The sequence below is a fragment of the Amycolatopsis sp. NPDC049159 genome (assembly GCF_040648295.1).
Lineage (GTDB): Bacteria > Actinomycetota > Actinomycetes > Mycobacteriales > Pseudonocardiaceae > Amycolatopsis > Amycolatopsis pretoriensis_A.
This window is the reverse complement of record NZ_JBEZDL010000025.1, coordinates 44414-60413: the sequence shown is the minus strand read 5'-3', so window position 1 is coordinate 60413 and position 16000 is coordinate 44414. Positions and strand designations below refer to the sequence as shown.

The following is a 16000-nucleotide window of genomic DNA, read 5'->3' as shown; positions in this document are numbered from 1 at the left end:
ACCCAGGCGAGCACCGAACGCCGGTGCTGTCCGGGCCGCTGGGTGAGCAGGCGCCGGCCGGGCCCCGGTAAGGCTTGCCGGGTTCCGGTGGGGCGCAGTCGTCACTCGCTGCCTGCCGCGGAGCGGGCGGCCACCCAGTCGGCTACCACCGTGGCCAGGACCGGGAGGGGTAGCGAGCCGCTGCCCAGGACCGTGTCGTGGAACTCCCGGATGTCGAAGCGCTCCCCCAGTGCCTGCTCCGCTTCCTTGCGCAAGCGCATGATCTCCAGGCGGCCCACCATGTAGCTGAGCGCCTGGGCGGGGTGGCCCGCGTAGCGGTCGATCTCCGCCTCGATCTCGATCGGGGCCATCGGGGTGTTGTCCCGGAGGAAGTCCGCCGCGCGCCGGCGGCTCCAGCCCAGTGCGTGCATGCCCGTGTCCACCACCAGGCGGGCCGCGCGCATCGAATCCTGGGTCAGCAGGCCGAAGCGCGAGACGTCGTCGGAATACAGGCCCATCTCGTCCGCCAGCCGCTCGGCGTACAGGCCCCAGCCTTCGACGTAGGCGTTGAAGATGCAGATCCGGCGCAGCAGCGGCAACCCCGTCAGCTGCTGGGCCAGCGTCAGCTGGAAGTGGTGCCCCGGCACGGCTTCGTGGAACGCGACCGACTCGCTCAGCGTCCGCTGCCGCTGGTCGGCCTCGTTCGTGTTGGCGTAGTAGGTGCCCGGCCGCGAACCGTCCAGTGACGGGTCGATGTAGTACGCGATCGAGCCGCTTTCGGCCTCGGCCGGCGGGACCGGCGCGACCTCGCAGCGCTGCTCCGGGACGCGCAGGAACCATTGCGGCGCCACCGCTTCCGCCCGGGCGATCGTCTGCCGGGCCGATTCCAGCAGCTCCTCGCCGTCGCGCCAGCGCAACGCCGGGTCGGTGCGGATGCGCTCGAAGGTCGCGGTGAGTTCGGTCGTGCCGAACACCTTTTCGCCCAGCTCGCGGTACTCCTCCGCCAGCTTCTCGATGATCGCCAGCCCGGTGTCGTGCAGCTCTTGGGCCGTGCGCTCGGTCGTCGTCTCCGCGCGGATCAGGGCCGCGTACCGCTGCGGGCCGCCCGGCAGGTCGCCGAAGCCCGGGGACGTCTCCGGGCGCGCGACCGGGACGACCTCGCCGGCCAGGAAGTCCCGGTACCGCTCGTAAGCGGGCCGCACGACTTCGGTGAGCAGCCGGTCGCGCTCGGCCTCGTGCCCGTGGACCGGGACCTTCAGCGGGTCTTCGTCCGGGGCGCCGAGGTAGCGCTCGACGTACCCGATGCCGATGCGCGCCAGGAACTCCGGCGGCGTCAGCCCCTCGGTGAGCGCCGCCCGCTGCCGCTCGATCAGCTGGTCGAGGTACGTGCCGATGGCCGCGAGCCGGCTCAGGTAGCCGCGGGCCTTGGGCTCGTCGTCGAGCACCGTCTGCGGCAGCTCCACCAGCAGCAGCAGGGCCGGGGCGGCCAGGCCGTCGCTCACCGCGATGTCCGCCCGGCCGGAGTCGAGCAGGTCGATCTCGGTGCGCGCCTGCCAGATCACCACGTCCCGCGTCACGCGCTCGGCCTGGTCCAGCACCGACGCGTCGAGCGCTTCGGCCCGCTCGATGATCCCGGCCAGCCCGGCGCGGTACCGCCCGGCCGCCTCGGCGGTCTGGTCGGCGAGCTTGTCGTGCGTGCTCGGCAGGCCGTACAGCGACGGGAGCAGCGGCTGCGCCTCGAACATCAGCTCCAGGCACTCGTCCGCGAGCCGGTCGGGCGTGTCGCGGTACCCGGCCACCCAGTCGGCGACTACGCCGGCCAGCACTGGCAGCGGGAGTGTCCCGCTGCCGAGGACGACGTCGTGGAACTCGCGGATGTCGAACCGCTCGCCCAGCGCCTGCTCGGCTTCGGCCCGCAGGCGCTGGATCTCCAGGCGCCCCACCATGTACCCGAGCGCCTGGCCCGGGTTGGCGGCGTACCGGTCGATCTCCGCCTCGATCTCCAGCCGCGCCATCGGCGTGTGCTCGACGAGGTAGTCGACCGCCTGCTGCCGGCTCCAGCCGAGCGCGTGCAGCCCGGTGTCGACGACCAGGCGACCGGCGCGCATCGAGTCCTGCGTCAGCATGCCCAGCCGCGCGACGTCGTCGGAGTACAGCCCCATTTCGTCGGCCAGCCGCTCGGCGTACAGGCCCCAGCCCTCGCCGTAGGCGTTCACGTGCGCGATCCGGCGCAGCAGCGGCAGGCCGGTGAGGTTCTGCGCGAGGCACAGCTGGAAGTGGTGCCCCGGCACGGCTTCGTGGAACGCCACGGCCTCGCTGGTGAACCGCGGCCGCTTCTCGGCCTCGTGGGTGTTCGCGTAGTAGGTGCCCGGGCGCGTCCCGTCGAGCGAGGGCTGGAGGTAGTACGCGATCGTGCCGCTCGCCGCCTCCGCTTCGGGTACCGCCGCGACCTGGCACTTTTCCGCCGGGACCCGCGAGAACCACTGCGGGGCCACGGCTTCCGCGCGCGTGATGGCGGCGCGGGCCCCGGCCAGCAGCTCCTCGCCGTCACGCCAGCGCAGCGCCGGGTCGGTGCGGATCCGGTCGAAGATCTCGGCGAGTTCGGTCGTGCCGAAGATCTTCTCGCCCAGCTCGCGGTACTCCTCCCCCAGCTTCTCGATCAGCGCCAGCCCGGTCTCGTGCAGGTCTTGCGCCGTGCGCTCGGTGGTCGTTTCGGCGCGGATCAGCGCCGCGTACCGCTCCGGGCCGCCCGGCAGGTCACCGATGCCCGGGGACGTCTCCGGCCGCGCGACCGGCACGACCTCGTCGGCCAGGAACGCGCGGTACCGCCGGTACGCCGGGTGGACGACCTCCGCGAGCAGCCGGTCGCGTTCGGCCTCGAAGCCTTCGAGCGCGTACGGCGGTGTCACCCGCAGCGGGTCGCTCTCCGGGGCGGCGAGGTACCGGTCGACGTAGCCGATGCCGATGCGCACCAGGAACTCCGGCGGCGTCAGGCCCTCGGCGAGCGCGGCCCGCTGCCGGGTGATCATGGCCTCGAGGTAGCCGTCGACCCCGGCGAGCCGGCTCAGGTAGCCGCGGACCTTCGGCTCGTCGTCCAGCACCGTCTGCGGCAGGTAGAGCAGCAGCTGCAACGCGGGCGAGCCGAGACCGTCGCTGACCGCGATGTCGCCGCGGCGCGAATCGATCTCGTCGATTTCGGTGCGCGCCTGGGAAAGCACGACCTCGCGGGTGACCCGATCGGCGGCCGGCAGCCCCGCCGGGTCGAGCGCCTCCGCCCGCGCGACGATCGCCGCGTACCCGGCCCGGAAGCGGTCTTCCGCGCCCGGGTCCGGCAGCTTGCCGTGGTCGCCGGGCAGCCCGAAGACCGACGGGTACAGCGGCTGCCGCTCGAAGTTGAGCGCCAGCAGGTCGTCGGCCAGCCGGTCGGGCGTGTCGCCCTGGTCGGCCACCCAGTCCGTGACCACCTTGGCCAGCGCGGACAGCGGCAGCATGCCGTGGCCCAGCACGACTTCGTGGAAGCCGCGGATGTCGAACCGCTCCCCCAGCGCCACTTCGGCTTCGGTGCGCAGCCGCTGGATCTCCAGCCGCCCGACCATGTACCCGAGCGCCTGGGCGGGCCAGGCGACGTACCGGTCGATCTCGGCTTCGATCTCCAGCCGCGCCATCGGCGTGTGCTCGACCAGGAAGTCGATGGCCTGCTGCCGGCTCCAGCCCAGCGCGTGCAGCCCGGTGTCGACGACCAGCCGGCCGGCCCGCATCGAGTCCTGCGTCAGCATGCCGAAGCGCGAGACGTCGTCGGAGTACAGGCCCATCTCGTCGGCGAGGCGCTCGGCGTACAGGCCCCAGCCCTCGGCGTAGGCGTTGAACATGCCGACCCGCCGCAGCAGCGGCAGGTCACTCAGCTCCTGGGCCAGGCTGAGCTGGAAGTGGTGGCCCGGCACGGCTTCGTGGAAGGCGATGGCCTCGCTGGTGAACCGCGGCCGCTTCTCCGCTTCGTGGGTGTTCGCGTAGTAGGTGCCCGGCCGCGTGCCGTCGAGCGACGGCGGGAGGTAGTACGCGATCGTGCCGCTCGCCGCGTCGGCCTCGGGGACCGGCGCGACCTCGCACTTCTCCGCCGGGAGGTGCGAGAACCACCGCGGGGCGACGGCTTCGGCACGGGCGATGGCGTCCCGCGCCGCGGACAGCAGCTCGTCGCCGTCGCGCCAGCGCAGGGCCGGGTCGGTGCGCAGCCGGTCGAAGATCTCCGCGAGTTCGGTGGTGCCGAACACCTTCGCGCCGAGTTCGCGGTACTCCTCCCCGAGCTTTTCGATCAGCGCCAGCCCGGTTTCGTGCAGGTCTTGCGCCGTGCGCTCGGTGGTCGTTTCGGCGCGGATCAGCGCCGCGTACCGCTCCGCACCGCCCGGGACGTGGCTGATCCCGGGTGCGGTGTCGGGGCGCCCGACCGGCTCGACCTCCGTGCGCAGGAAGTCGCGGTAGCGCGCGTACGCCGGGTGGACGATCTCGGCGAGCAACCGGTCGCGCTCGGCTTCGAAGCCTTCGACGGCGGCGGTCGTGCCGACCTTGAGCGGGTCCCGCTCCGGTGCGGCGAGGTAGCGGTCGATGTACTCGACGCCGACGCGGGCGAGGTACGCCGGCGGGACGAGCCCGTCGGCGAGGCTCTCGCGCTGCCGCTCGGTCAGCGTCGCCAGGAACGACTCGACCGCGGCGAGCCGGGCCAGGTAGCCGCGGGCCTTCTTCTCGTCGTCGAGCTTGTAGTACGGCAGGTACATCAGCAGCTCGAGCGCGGGCGCGGTGAGCCCGTCGCTGACCGCGATGTCGGCCGTGCGCGCGCCCAGCCGGTCGGCCTCCACCTCGGCGGCGGCGATGACGACCTCGCGCGTGACGGCTTCTTCCCGCGACAGGCCTTCGGCGGGCAGCGCCCGCGCACGGGCCGCCAGCGCGGTGTAGGAGGCCCGGAAGCGTTCCTTCCCGGCCCGGCTCTGGTCGCCGAGCCGGTCGTGGTCGCCGGGCAGGCCCAGGATCGACGGGGTCATCGGCTCCTGCTCGAACGTCAGCTCGACGAGCTCGTTCGCCAGGCCGCCCACGCTGTCACCGTGCCCGGCCACCCACTCGTCGACGACGGAGGTCAGCACCGACAGCGGCAGCGGGCCGCCGGCCAGCACGAGATCGTGGAACGCGCGGACGTCGAACCGCGAGCCGAGCCGCTCGGCGGCGCGGGCCCGGTTCCGCTGGATCTCCAGCCGCCCCACCATGTACGACAGCGCCTGGCCCGGCCACGCGATGTAGCGGTCGACCTCCGACTCGATCTCGGGGCGCGCCTCCGGCGTGTGCTCCAGCAGGTAGTCGATGGCCTGCTGGCGGCTCCAGCCCAACGCGTGCAGCCCCGTGTCGACGACCAGCCGGCCCGCCCGCAGCGAGTCGCCGGCCAGCATGCCGAGCCGGGCGATGTCGTCGGAGTAGAGCCCCATCTCCGCGGCGAGGCGCTCGCTGTAGAGCCCCCAGCCTTCGATGTACGCGGTGAAGCCGCCGATGCGGCGCAGCAGCGGCAGCTCGGTGAGCCCTTGCGCGATGCTGAGCTGGAAGTGGTGCCCCGGCACGGCTTCGTGGAACGCGGTCGTCTCCGCCATGTGCCGGAGCCGCTCGGTGGCCTGGTGGGTGTTCGCGAAGTAGATGCCGGGCCGCGAGCCGTCGGCGGCCGGGCGCAGGTAGTACGCCGCGGGCGCGCCGGGCGCGACCTCCGACGGCACCGCTTCGACCGTGCACTGCTCCTCGGGGATCCGGCCGAACCACTTCGGCGCCTCCGCGGCCGCGCGGGCGACGGCGGTGCGGGCGGTGTCCAGCAGGTCGTCGGCGCTGCCCCAGCGCAGCGAGGGGTCGGTGCGCAGGCGCTCGAAGATCTCGGCGAGGTCGTCGGTGCCGAACGCCTTCCGGCCCAGCTCGCGGTACTCGGTGGCGAGCGAGTCGATGACGTCGAGCCCGATCCGGTGCAGTTCCGCCGGGGTGTGCTCGGTCGTCGTGTGCATCCGCGCCAAGCGCGCGTACGTCGCTTCGCCGTCCGGCAGCCACGACAGGCCGGGCCGGTCTTCGGGCCGCCCGTGCGGCTTCACCTCGTCGGCGAGGAACGCCCGGTACTCGGCGAAGGCCGGGCGCACGACGTCGGTGAGCAGCTCCTCGCGCCGCCGCTCGAACTCTTCGTCCGGCGCGGGCTGGCGGCGCAGCGGGTCGGCCGCCGGGTCGGCGAGGTAGCGGTCGAGGTGGGCGATCGCGGCGTCGACCAGGTGGGCCACCGGGACCAGGCCGTCGGCGATGCCCTCGGCGTGGCGCCGGGCGGACTGGCGGAGGAACTCCGGGACGGCGGCGAGCCGCCCGAGCTGCGCCTGCGCGGCCTCGCCCGCGGTCACGGTCGTCATCGGCAGCGCCAGGAGCAGGCCGGCCGCGGGCCCGATCGAGAGGTCGGTGACGGTGAACTCGGCCATCCGGCTCTCGGCCGACGCGATGCGGTTCTCGGCCGTGGAGATCAGCACCTCGCGGGTGACGCGGTCCTCGGCCGAGAGGCCGTCGGCGGCGATCGCGCGAGCGCGCTCCCGGAACTCCGCCAGCCGCGCCCGGAACGCGCGCTCGGCTTCGGCGGACTGGTCGGGCAGACCGGGTTCCGCCGGGCGGATGCCCAGCAACGCGGGCGTCAGCGGATCGGCGGCGAACAGCGCTTCGACGAACTCGTCGGCGAGTTCGGTGACCGCGGTCATGGGCAGGACCCCCCAGCTTCGATCGGTGTCTCGCCCGCGACCCTAACGGAGATCACCGACAGAAACGGCGCGCATTACGCCGGGGGTGGACGGCCTTCGGTACGGCCGGACGGGCGAAGCGGTAGCGTTCCGGGAGTGGCCGTGACCGATCCCGTGGATGCCCGCCTGCTCGCCGCGCTCGCCGAACTCGGCAAGACCGCGGTGCACGAGCTCGCGGCCAAGGTCGGCATGGATCCCCGCGAGGTGGCCTACCGGCTGGTGGCGCTGTCCGGCAGCGGGCTCCCGCTGCTCGTCGGCGTGGAAAGCGACCCGCAGGGGCTGCGGGCGGCCATCGCCGGCGCCCCGCCGTCGTGGGCGAACCGGCCGCCGCAGCAGCAGTACCCGGCGCCGCCGTCGCAGCCGGTACCGCAGCAGCCGCCGCCGGTCCAGGGCGGTCCGCCGGGGCCGTACAACGTCCAAGGCGCGCCGTCGGGGCCGTACAACGTCCAGGGTGTGCCCTCCGGCCCGTACAACGTGCAGGGTGCGCCTTCGGGTCCCTACAACGTGCAAGGTGCGCCGTCGGGGGCGTACAACGTGCAGGGCACGCCGTCCGGGCGGTACCCGGGCCCGCCGCCGCGCCCGCCGCAGCCACCGCGCTCGTTCACGCCGCCGCCGGTGGACCCCGCCGTGAGCACCTGGGGACTGCCGCAGACGGCGTCCTGGGCCCGCGGCGACGAGCCGGTCAAACCGGCCGGCACGGGCAAGCGCGGCCGGCTCGGCGAGGTCATGGAGACCCAGGGCCTGGAGGGCGAGCAGCTGTCGGTGCAGCTCCTGGAGGTCCAAGACCCGGCGGACTACCTGTTCAGCGCGGCCGGCTACCGCCTGGAGGACGGCGAGCGCGCGGTGGTCGTGCACACCGAGATCACCAACCGCGGGGCGATCCCGTTCGCGTCGCTGCCCGACAACTACCTCGAGCTGATCGCCGCCGACGGCACGGCGATCGGCAAGGCGCCGGTCTCGCTGACCTCGCGGCCCCCGCACAAGATCGGCGTCAAACCGGGCGAAACCCTCGGCGGGCACACGGTGTACGTCCTGCCGGACGCGACGCGCGTGGTGTCGGTCCGGTGGAGCCCCCGGCCGGAGCCGGACGAGCGCACGCTGACCTGGGCGATCGAGGACTAGTAGCTCTCGTCCCGCAGGGTCTCCAGCGCTTTCGCCAGGTCGTCCGGGTACTCGGACTCGAACTCCACCCACCGGCCGTCCGCCGGGTGGGCGAAGGCCAGGGTCTTCGCGTGCAGCCACTGGCGGCTCAGGCCGAGGTGGCGGGCCAGCACCGGGTCCGCGCCGTAGGTCAGGTCGCCGACGCAGGGGTGCCGGAGCGCCGAGAAGTGGACGCGGATCTGGTGCGTGCGCCCGGTTTCGAGCTTGATGTGCGTCAGCGACGCGGCCCGGAAGGCCTCGACCACCTCGTAGTGCGTCACGCTCGGGCGGCCGCCCTGGACCACGGCGAACTTGTAGTCGTGGCGGGGGTGGCGGTCGATCGGGGCGTCGATCGTGCCGCGCGTCGGGTCCGGGTGGCCCTGGACGATCGCGTGGTAGCCCTTGTCGACCGTGCGCTCCTTGAACGCGCGCTTCAGCACCGTGTACGCGTGCTCGCTCTTGGCCACCACCATCACGCCGGTCGTGCCCGCGTCGAGCCGGTGCACGACGCCCTGGCGCTCGGCCGCGCCCGACGTCGCGATGCGCAGGCCGGCCGCGGCGAGGCCGCCGACCACCGTCGGTCCGGTCCAGCCCGGGCTCGGGTGCACGGCGACGCCGACCGGCTTCGAGATCACCACGATGTCGTCGTCGTCGTGGAGGATCTTCATGCCCTCGACCGGCTCCGCGACGATCTCGACGGGGTTGGCCGGCTCCGGCAGGGTGATCTCCAGCAGGCCGCCGCCGGAGAGCCGGTCGGACTTGCCGGCGGGACGGCCGTCGAGCAGCACGTCCCCGGACTCGGCCAGTTCGGCGACGACCGTGCGGGACAGGCCCAGCAGCTTGGCGAGGCCGGCGTCGACCCGCATCCCGTCGAGCCCGTCGGGCACCGGGAGCATCCGCGAGCTCACGCCTGCTCCTCCTGCGTCTTTTCGATCTTCTTCTTGTCCTTGGTCGACGTGCCGTCGTAGTCCTTGCCCAGCAGGGACAGCAGCACGATCAGCGCGCCGCCGACGCAGATCGCCGAGTCGGCGATGTTGAAGATCGCGAAGCCCTTGCCGTTGGGCGCGAACGCCGAGATGAAGTCGACGACGTGGCCCTGCAGCCCGCCGGGCGCGCGGAAGATGCGGTCGGTCAGGTTGCCGGTGGCCCCGGCGAGCACCAGGCCCAGGCCGATCGCCCAGCCGATCGAGCGCAGCCGCCGCGACAGCCAGATGATCGCGATGACGACGGCGAGCGCGACCAGCGCCAGCACCCACGTCATGCCGGTGGCCATCGAGAACGCGGCGCCGGGGTTGCGGATCACCTGCAGGTAGATGAGCCCGCCGAGGATCTTGACCGGCTCCTTGCCCTCCAGGTTGGCGGTGACCAGGTTCTTCGTCACCAGGTCGATCGCCCAGAACACGACGGCGATCGCGAACACCCAGCCGACCCGCCGCTTCGGCAGCAACGGCTTCGCCGGGACCTCGGGGTTCTCCGGGGCGTCGGCAGCCGGGTCGGGCACCGCCTCTTCGGGCGCGGCGGTGTCGGGTTCGGAACGGCTGGGCTCGGTGCTCACCGGTCCATTGTCCACGGCGCTGGTCAAGCGGTGTCGCGGCGGTGCCGGAGCAGGGCGGCGAAGGCGGCGGCGAGCAGGACGAGCGCCGCCAGCAGCACGCCCACGAGGTCCGCCGAGAGCACGACGGCCACGAGCGCGAACAGGGCCGCGGTGACCAGGAGGAACACGCTGCGTTCGTACGCCGCGAGCACCAGCAGGCCGAGGGTGGCCAGCAGCGGGCCGCGCAGCCCGTCCCCGAGCCGGAACTGCCAGGACCCCACCAGGTCGAGCAGCGGGACGGCGAGCAGCGCGCCGAGCGTGCCGAGGACGAACCACCCGGTGCGGGCCGGGCGCAGCGCGAGGGCGTACCAGACGGCCGTGCCGGCCACCACCACGAGCAGCGCGACCAGCCACACCGGCCCGGCGGGCAGCTCCGCCCCCGCGGCGTAGTAGGTGTCCTGGGTGAAGAACTGCGTCGCCGGGTAGCCCGTGCCGCCGACGCCGCCGGTGCCGAGGTGCTGCTGCTCCAGCGGTCCGGAAACGAGGTTCACGGCGTCGCCCTCGGCCGGGCTCCGGCGCGACAGCAGCCGCACCACCGCCGCGCCGATCAGCGCGAAACCCAGCAACGCCAGCGGAAACCAGAAACGCGGTCCTCTCCCCATCGGGCCAGGCTAACGCTCAGCAGAACGGCGGGAGCTCCCGCGGGTCGCCGACCGGCGCCCAGCGGCCGTCCACCTTCGCGTACTCCCAGTCCGCTCCGCGCGCGACGATCCGGCGCAGCGCCAGCAGCACGCGGTCGACGTGCTCTTCGGTGCTGCCCAGGCCGAGGCTGACGCGGATCGCCTGCTGCCCCTCGCCGCCGGCGACGGCGATCAGGCGCTTGGCCGCGATGTGGGCGCAGAAGGCGCCGTCGCGCACGCCGATGCCGTACTCCGCGGACAGGACCGCCGCGAGCCAGCCCGGGTCGAACCCCGCGACGGTGAAGCTGACCGTGCCGACGCGGTCGACCGGCGCGTCGAACAGGCGCAGTTCGGCGCAGCCCGGGATGCTCTCGAGTCCCTTGCGCAGCCGGGTGAGCAGCGCCTGTTCGTGCGCGACGACGGCGTCCCAGTCGCGGGAGAGGGTCTCGCACGCGACGCCCAGCGCGTACACGCCGACGGTGTTGGGCGAACCGGCTTCGTGGCGCTCGGGGCCGTCGTTCCAGACGACGGCGTCTTCGGTGACGAGCTTCGTCGCGCCGCCGCCGGCGAGGTACGGGCGCGCGGCGCGCAGCCAGTCCGCGCGGCCGATCAGCGCGCCGGCGCCGAAGGGGGCGTACAGCTTGTGGCCGGAAACGGCGACGTAGTCGACGTCCAGGTCCCGGATCGAGATCCGGCGGTGCGGCGCGAGCTGCGCGGCGTCGAGGGCGATGCGGGCGCCGTGCTTCCGCGCCACGGCGGCGATTTCGGCCACCGGGAGCAGCTCACCGGTCACGTTGGACGCGCCGGTGACGACCACGAGCCGGGGCCCCTGCGGGGAACCCGCGAGTGCTTCGTCCACAGCGGACACTGCGGCGAGACGCGTGCGCGGGGCCGGGATCCGCCGGACGTTCGGGCCCTGCCACGGCAGCAGCGCGGCGTGGTGCTCGGTGTCGAAGACGACGACGGTGGTGTGCCGCGGCAGGCTGCGGGCGAGCAGGTTGAAGGAGTCGGTGGTGTTGCGGGTGAAGACGACGGTGTCGGTCCGGCGGGCGTCGACGAACCGGCGCAGGACGTCGCGGGTGCGCTCGTAGAGCTTGGTGGAGACCTGCGAGGCGAAGCCGGCGCCGCGGTGGACGCTGGCGTACCAGGGCAGGAACTCGTCGACCTTGGCGCGGACGGCGTCGAGGCAGGGGGCGCTCGCCGCGTGGTCGAGGTTGGCGTACCCGATGGTTTCGCCGGTGACGAGCGGGACGCGCAGCGCCGCGCCGGCGACAGTGGGGATGCCCTGCGGGGCAAGGAATTCGGTGCCACGGGCGGCCGGGGCGGTGGCGAGACCCGGTTCGGCGGCGTGCGGGGTTCCGGAAGTCGTGGCGCTGGTGCGGTCGATGGCGAGAGTCATCGGGGTGCCTCCTCGGCGGTCCGGGGGACCCCGGCGAGGGGCCCGCGCTTGCCCGTCGCGGGACGCGACCGGCCCGGTCTTCACCCGGGGCACCCCACCGCGGTAGGAGGGTTGCCGGCCAGCAAGCCGGGGCTTCGCGCTGGCACTCATGACCTGGCACAGAAGGTAACCGAGAACGCGCCGGGTGGCCAACCCCCTCCTCACATTCTGAGACGCCGTTCACAGCGCGCCCTGGTCAGAGCTTCGCGCGGAACCGGCCGGGCAGCGGGATCACGGCGTCGTCGGCGAGGTGCGTCGCGGTGCCTTCGTACTGCTCGGCGTGGTCGAGGGTCACCCAGTGGCCGCCGGCGCGGTGCTGCAGGTGGCCGGTGGCGGCGAGCGGCGCGGGTAGCCACCCATGAGAACGAGAGCCGGCCGCGTCAGCGACCCGACTCGCCCTTCCAGCGGGCCAGGCGCCCGGCCCGGTCGACGGCGCGCAGCCGGAGCTCGACGGCGTCGCGCACCGCCGACGTCGTGACCACCAGCAGCTGGTCGTGCTCCTGCAGCCGGCTGGTCTTCTGCGGGGTGAAGCCCGCTTCGCCGCGGACGACCAGGCTGACCGTCGCGCCGACGGGGAGCCGCAGCTCGGAGAGGTACACGCCGTGCAGCTTGGACCCGGGCTGGATGCGCACCTGCAGCAGTTCGGCGCCGAGCTCGTCCAGCGGGGCCGAGTCGACCTCGATCTCGTGCGCCTCGGACTTCTTCGCCAGCCCGAGCCAGCGCCCGAGCGGGCCGAGCGTCGCGCCCTGCAGCAGCGTCAGCACGATGACCAGCACGAACACCGCGTCGACCAGCCGTTGCGCGCCGGGCACCCCGTGCGACAGCGGGATCATGGCGAGCACGATCGGCACCGCGCCGCGCAGTCCGGCCCACGACAGGAACGCCTGTTCCCGCCACGGCAGCCGGAACGGCAGCATCGCCAGCACGACCGAGATCGGCCGCGCCAGCAGCAGCACGACGGCGCCCGCGACCAGGCCGGGCACGATCGCGTCGAGCAGCCGGCCCGGCGAGGCGAACAGGCCGAGCAGCACGAACAACCCGATCTGGGCCAGCCAGCCCAGCCCCTCGGCGAACGAGAGCGTGTCGGAGCGGTGCGGGAGCCGCGAATTGCCGAGCACCAGCGCGGCGACGTAGGTGGCGAGCAGCCCGGACGCGTGCAGCAGCTGCCCGGACGAATACGCCACGACGCACACTGCGACCGTGGCCAGCGGGTACAGGCCGGTCGCCGGCAGCGCGGCGCGGCGCAGCGCGATCCCGCCGAGCCAGCCGAACGCGAGCCCGATGGCCAGGCCGGCCGCGAGCTCGTAGACCACGAGCAGCGGCAGCGACCAGTCCACAGTGGTGCCTTCGGCCAGCACGACGACGGCGATGTAGGCCGGCGCGTCGTTGATGCCGGACTCCAGTTCGAGCGCGCCGGTGAGCCGTTTGCCGATCCCGGCCGAGCGGAGCACCGAGAACACCGCCGCCGCGTCGGTCGAGGCGAGCACCGCGCCCCACAGCAGCGCGATCCGCCAGTCGAGGCCCAGCAGCCAGTGCAGGGCCGCGCCGGTGACCGCGACGCTGACCACGACGGACACTGTGGACAGTGCGATACCGATGCCCAGCGCGGGTTTGACGGCCGACCACCGCGTGGTCAGCCCGCCTTCGGCGAGGATCATGACGAGCGCGGCGAGGCCGAGCGACTGGGTCAGCTCGGGGTTGTCGAAGCGGATGCCGAAGCCGGCTTCGCCCAGCAGCACGCCCATCGCGAGGTAGAGCAGCAGCGAGGGCAGGCCGAGCCGGATCGAGACCCGCACGGCGAGCACGGAGGCGAGCAGCACGACGCCGCCGACGCCGAGCAGCACGGGAAGCTGGTCCATGCCGCCTCCCTCCCGAGTGCCGTGGGGCCCTCAGAATAGTGAGGCGGGCGGGTTAACACGTTCGTGTACCGCTGCCGCGAGTCGGACACCCGGTGTGTTAAGGACAGCCGAGCGCGTCGAGCTCGACCCCGAGCGCCGTGAACGGCCGCCGCGCCGCCGGGAGGACCTTCACCGCGCGGTGCCCGTCGCGGACGACCCAGCCGGCGTCGACGGCCCGGTCCAGCAACGCCGCCGGGAGCGCGCCGGCGAGGTGGTCGCGGCGCTCCGTCCAATCCAGACAGTCGCGCAGCAGCGCCCGCCGCCCGGCGGCGACCGGCACGCCGAGACCGTCCAGGACTTCGCGGCCGTGCCCGGTCAGCGTCAGGCCGTCGGCGGTGTCGACGAGCCCGGTCGCGAGCATGCCGTCGCGGAGGGCGACCCCGAGCACGCCGGCGAGGTGGTCGTAGCAGGTGCGCGCGAAGCCGAGCCGCTTCACCCGCAGCGACGCCTTCAGCCCGGTGACCGGGCGGTGTGCGGCGTGCTGGGCCAGGTGCTCGATCAGCTCGGCCACGCGCGGGTCGGCGATCCGCACGTAGCTGGCGCGGCCCTGCTTGACGCGGGCGACGAAGCCGGCGTCGGACAGCCGCGTGACGTGCTCACTGGCGGTGGAGAGCGCGATCCCGGCCGCTTTCGCGAGCTCGCCGACGGTCCAGGCCCGCCCGTCGAGCAGGACGAGGCACATGGTGGCCCGGCTCGGGTCGGCGAGCACCGCGGCGACCTCGGCGAGGGCGATCGTCTCCATGCCCCCACGCTACGAGCTCCACCCTTCGACCCCCGCCGAAGCGTCACTTTCATAGGGAAAGTTCCGTCCAAGGACCCGGCACTTTCACGTGAAAGTGCCGACCTGGGAGCCGCACTTTCACGTGAAAGTGCGGCTTGGGCGGTCAGAGCGCTTTCAGGAACTTCGCCGCCAGGGTGACCGCCGGGCCTGAGTCGTTCGAGTTCTCCAGCACCACCGCGAACGCCACGGTCCCCCGGTACCCGACGAACCAGCCCGTCGCGTCGGAACCGTCGCCGAACTGGGCCGTGCCCGTCTTGCCGAACACCGTTCCCGCGCCGGCCGCGGCTCGGCCCGTTCCGCTGGTCACCACCGCGCGCATCAGCTTGCGGACCTCGCCGAGCACCGCCGCGGGCGGGGCCGAGTAGCCCTTGACCACCGTGGTCGGGAGGTCGTGCCACAGCCTCGGCGTGATCGCCTTGCCCGCCGCCACCGTCGCGGCCATCACCGCGCCGCCGAGGGCGCTGGCCTGGATGCGGCCCTGGCCGAAACCGTCCTCGACCTGCTCGTCCTTGCTCGCCGCCGGCTCGACCTTGCCCAGCTCCGTCTTGATGCCGGGGATCTCGTAGTCGGCGTTGAGGCCCAGCTCGTCGGCCGCCTTCTTCAGCCCGTCCGCCGGGAGCGCCAGCGCGAGCTGCCCGAACGTCGTGTTGCAGGACCGCGCGAACGCCGTCTGCAGGTTCGTCGCGCCCAGCTCGAAGTCCTCGTTGCGCACCGTGCGCGTGCCGATCGTGGCGACGCCGGGGCAGTCCACCGGCGAGCCCGCGGTGAGCCCGCTTTGCTGGACCGCCGCCACGGACGTCGCGATCTTGAACGACGAACCGGGTTCGTACAGCCCGCTGAGCGCCTTCGGGGAGTTCCCGGCCGCCGCGTTCTGGGCGACGGCGAGGAGGTCGCCCGAGCCGGTGTCGAGCGCGACCAGCATGGCCGATCCCGGGTAGCCGTCGACCGCGGCCTGCGCGGAGTTCTGCGCGGACAGGCTCAAGCTCGACGTCAGGGGCTTGGACCCGGCGTCGGCCGGCTTCCCGAACAGCGTCTCCAGGCTCTTCCCGCCGACGTCGACGCGCTGGACGGCGAACCCGCTGCCCGAAGCGGCCGTGACCTGGCCGGCGAGCGCCGACCGCAGCAGCGGCGCCGGGTTGCCCTCGACCGGGCGCAGGCCGCCCGACCCGGCGATGAGCAGCGGCTTGCCGTCGCGGTCGGCGACCGCGGTGGTGTCCGTCGCGACGGTGCCCACCACCAGCCGCTGGCCCGCCTCCAGCTTCGGGTGCAGCAGCGACGGCGCCCAGTGCACGAGCCACTTGCCGCCGGCCAGCCCGAGCTGGAACTGCACGTCGTAGCTCCACAGGCCGCCCTTCAGCGACCACGAGAAGGTGAACGTGCCCCCGGTCGTCTTCGCGCCGGCCGGCGTCGGCTGCAGCAGGGTCAGCTTGGCGCCGACCGACGTCGGGTTCAGCGTGTTCCGGGCGTCCCGCAGCGCCACCGCGGCCGCCGCGTTGTCGTCGGTCAGCCGGGCGGCCGCGTCGGGGTTGTTCTCGGTCAGGTCCTGCAGGTACTCGGTGATCGCCGAGTGCGGGTCGAGCGCGCCCGGGTTGTCGACCGAAGTCGCCCCGGCTTCCGCCGTCGGCGCCGTGTCCCCGCCGTTGAGCACGAAGAACGCCGCCACCACGACCGCGACGACCAGCAGCGCGCCGCCGATCAGGATCCCGCGTCTCTTGCCAGGACTCATCCCGGTTCCCTCCCCCGTGCCCGCCACGACCGTGAGTGG

General features: G+C 73.4%; 9 protein-coding genes and 1 riboswitch. Of the genes, 1 reads left to right on the top strand and 8 read right to left on the bottom strand.

The features are described 5' to 3' along the window. Positions 1–101: 101 nt before the first annotated feature. A complete protein-coding gene (locus AB0B33_RS37945; protein WP_360781146.1) occupies positions 102–6725 on the bottom strand; it encodes a DUF885 domain-containing protein in 6624 nt (2207 codons plus the stop codon). Positions 6726–6860: 135 nt separating this feature from the next. Here AB0B33_RS37945 and AB0B33_RS37940 point away from each other — a divergent pair, with 135 nt between their 5' ends. Then, entirely contained in the window at positions 6861–7886 is a 1026-nt protein-coding gene (locus tag AB0B33_RS37940; RefSeq protein WP_360781143.1) for an AsnC family protein, read from the top strand. On the opposite strand, the gene AB0B33_RS37935 is transcribed toward AB0B33_RS37940, so the two are convergent. The 7 genes from AB0B33_RS37935 to AB0B33_RS37905 all read right to left on the bottom strand — a co-directional run bounded on the left by AB0B33_RS37935 (position 7883) and on the right by AB0B33_RS37905 (position 15961). Continuing rightward, positions 7883–8812 carry an RluA family pseudouridine synthase gene (locus tag AB0B33_RS37935; protein ID WP_247024703.1) on the bottom strand — a complete coding sequence of 310 codons (930 nt, stop codon included), beginning with the start codon at positions 8810–8812 and terminating at the stop codon, positions 7883–7885. The two genes, AB0B33_RS37940 and AB0B33_RS37935, sit on opposite strands and share 4 nt — an antisense overlap. Then, positions 8809–9405: a signal peptidase II gene (gene lspA / locus AB0B33_RS37930; protein ID WP_247025186.1), complete on the bottom strand. Its 597-nt coding sequence runs from the start codon at positions 9403–9405 to the stop codon at positions 8809–8811. Before lspA ends, AB0B33_RS37935 begins: the two co-directional genes overlap by 4 nt. A gap of 77 nt (positions 9406–9482) precedes the next feature. Next, positions 9483–10100, bottom strand: a complete 618-nt coding sequence (locus AB0B33_RS37925; RefSeq protein ID WP_360781140.1) for a hypothetical protein — start codon at positions 10098–10100, stop codon at positions 9483–9485. A gap of 16 nt (positions 10101–10116) precedes the next feature. Continuing rightward, complete coding sequence (locus AB0B33_RS37920) at positions 10117–11517, bottom strand: aminotransferase class V-fold PLP-dependent enzyme (RefSeq protein WP_360781136.1); 1401 nt, start codon at positions 11515–11517, stop codon at positions 10117–10119. 39 nt (positions 11518–11556) lie between these two features. Then, positions 11557–11671: riboswitch (SAM riboswitch) on the bottom strand. 265 nt (positions 11672–11936) lie between these two features. After that, the gene (locus tag AB0B33_RS37915; protein ID WP_247024708.1) at positions 11937–13415 is read right to left on the bottom strand and encodes a potassium/proton antiporter; all 1479 of its coding nucleotides are present in this window, start codon (positions 13413–13415) and stop codon (positions 11937–11939) included. A 97-nt stretch (positions 13416–13512) separates the two neighbouring features. Next, complete coding sequence (locus tag AB0B33_RS37910; RefSeq protein ID WP_360781132.1) at positions 13513–14196, bottom strand: metalloregulator ArsR/SmtB family transcription factor; 684 nt, start codon at positions 14194–14196, stop codon at positions 13513–13515. A gap of 142 nt (positions 14197–14338) precedes the next feature. After that, on the bottom strand, positions 14339–15961 hold the full coding sequence (locus AB0B33_RS37905) for a penicillin-binding transpeptidase domain-containing protein (protein WP_360781129.1): 1623 nt from the start codon (positions 15959–15961) through the stop codon (positions 14339–14341). Positions 15962–16000 lie beyond the last annotated feature (39 nt).

What these genes read in the sequence shown, in the direction of transcription:
- AB0B33_RS37905 (WP_360781129.1), bottom strand. Translation starts at nt 15,961, where the DNA reads ATGAGTCCTGGCAAGAGACGCGGGATCCTGATCGGCGGCGCGCTGCTG.
- AB0B33_RS37925 (WP_360781140.1), bottom strand. Translation starts at nt 10,100, where the DNA reads ATGGGGAGAGGACCGCGTTTCTGGTTTCCGCTGGCGTTGCTGGGTTTC.
- AB0B33_RS37945 (WP_360781146.1), bottom strand. Translation starts at nt 6,725, where the DNA reads ATGACCGCGGTCACCGAACTCGCCGACGAGTTCGTCGAAGCGCTGTTC.
- AB0B33_RS37915 (WP_247024708.1), bottom strand. Translation starts at nt 13,415, where the DNA reads ATGGACCAGCTTCCCGTGCTGCTCGGCGTCGGCGGCGTCGTGCTGCTC.
- AB0B33_RS37910 (WP_360781132.1), bottom strand. Translation starts at nt 14,196, where the DNA reads ATGGAGACGATCGCCCTCGCCGAGGTCGCCGCGGTGCTCGCCGACCCG.
- AB0B33_RS37920 (WP_360781136.1), bottom strand. Translation starts at nt 11,517, where the DNA reads ATGACTCTCGCCATCGACCGCACCAGCGCCACGACTTCCGGAACCCCG.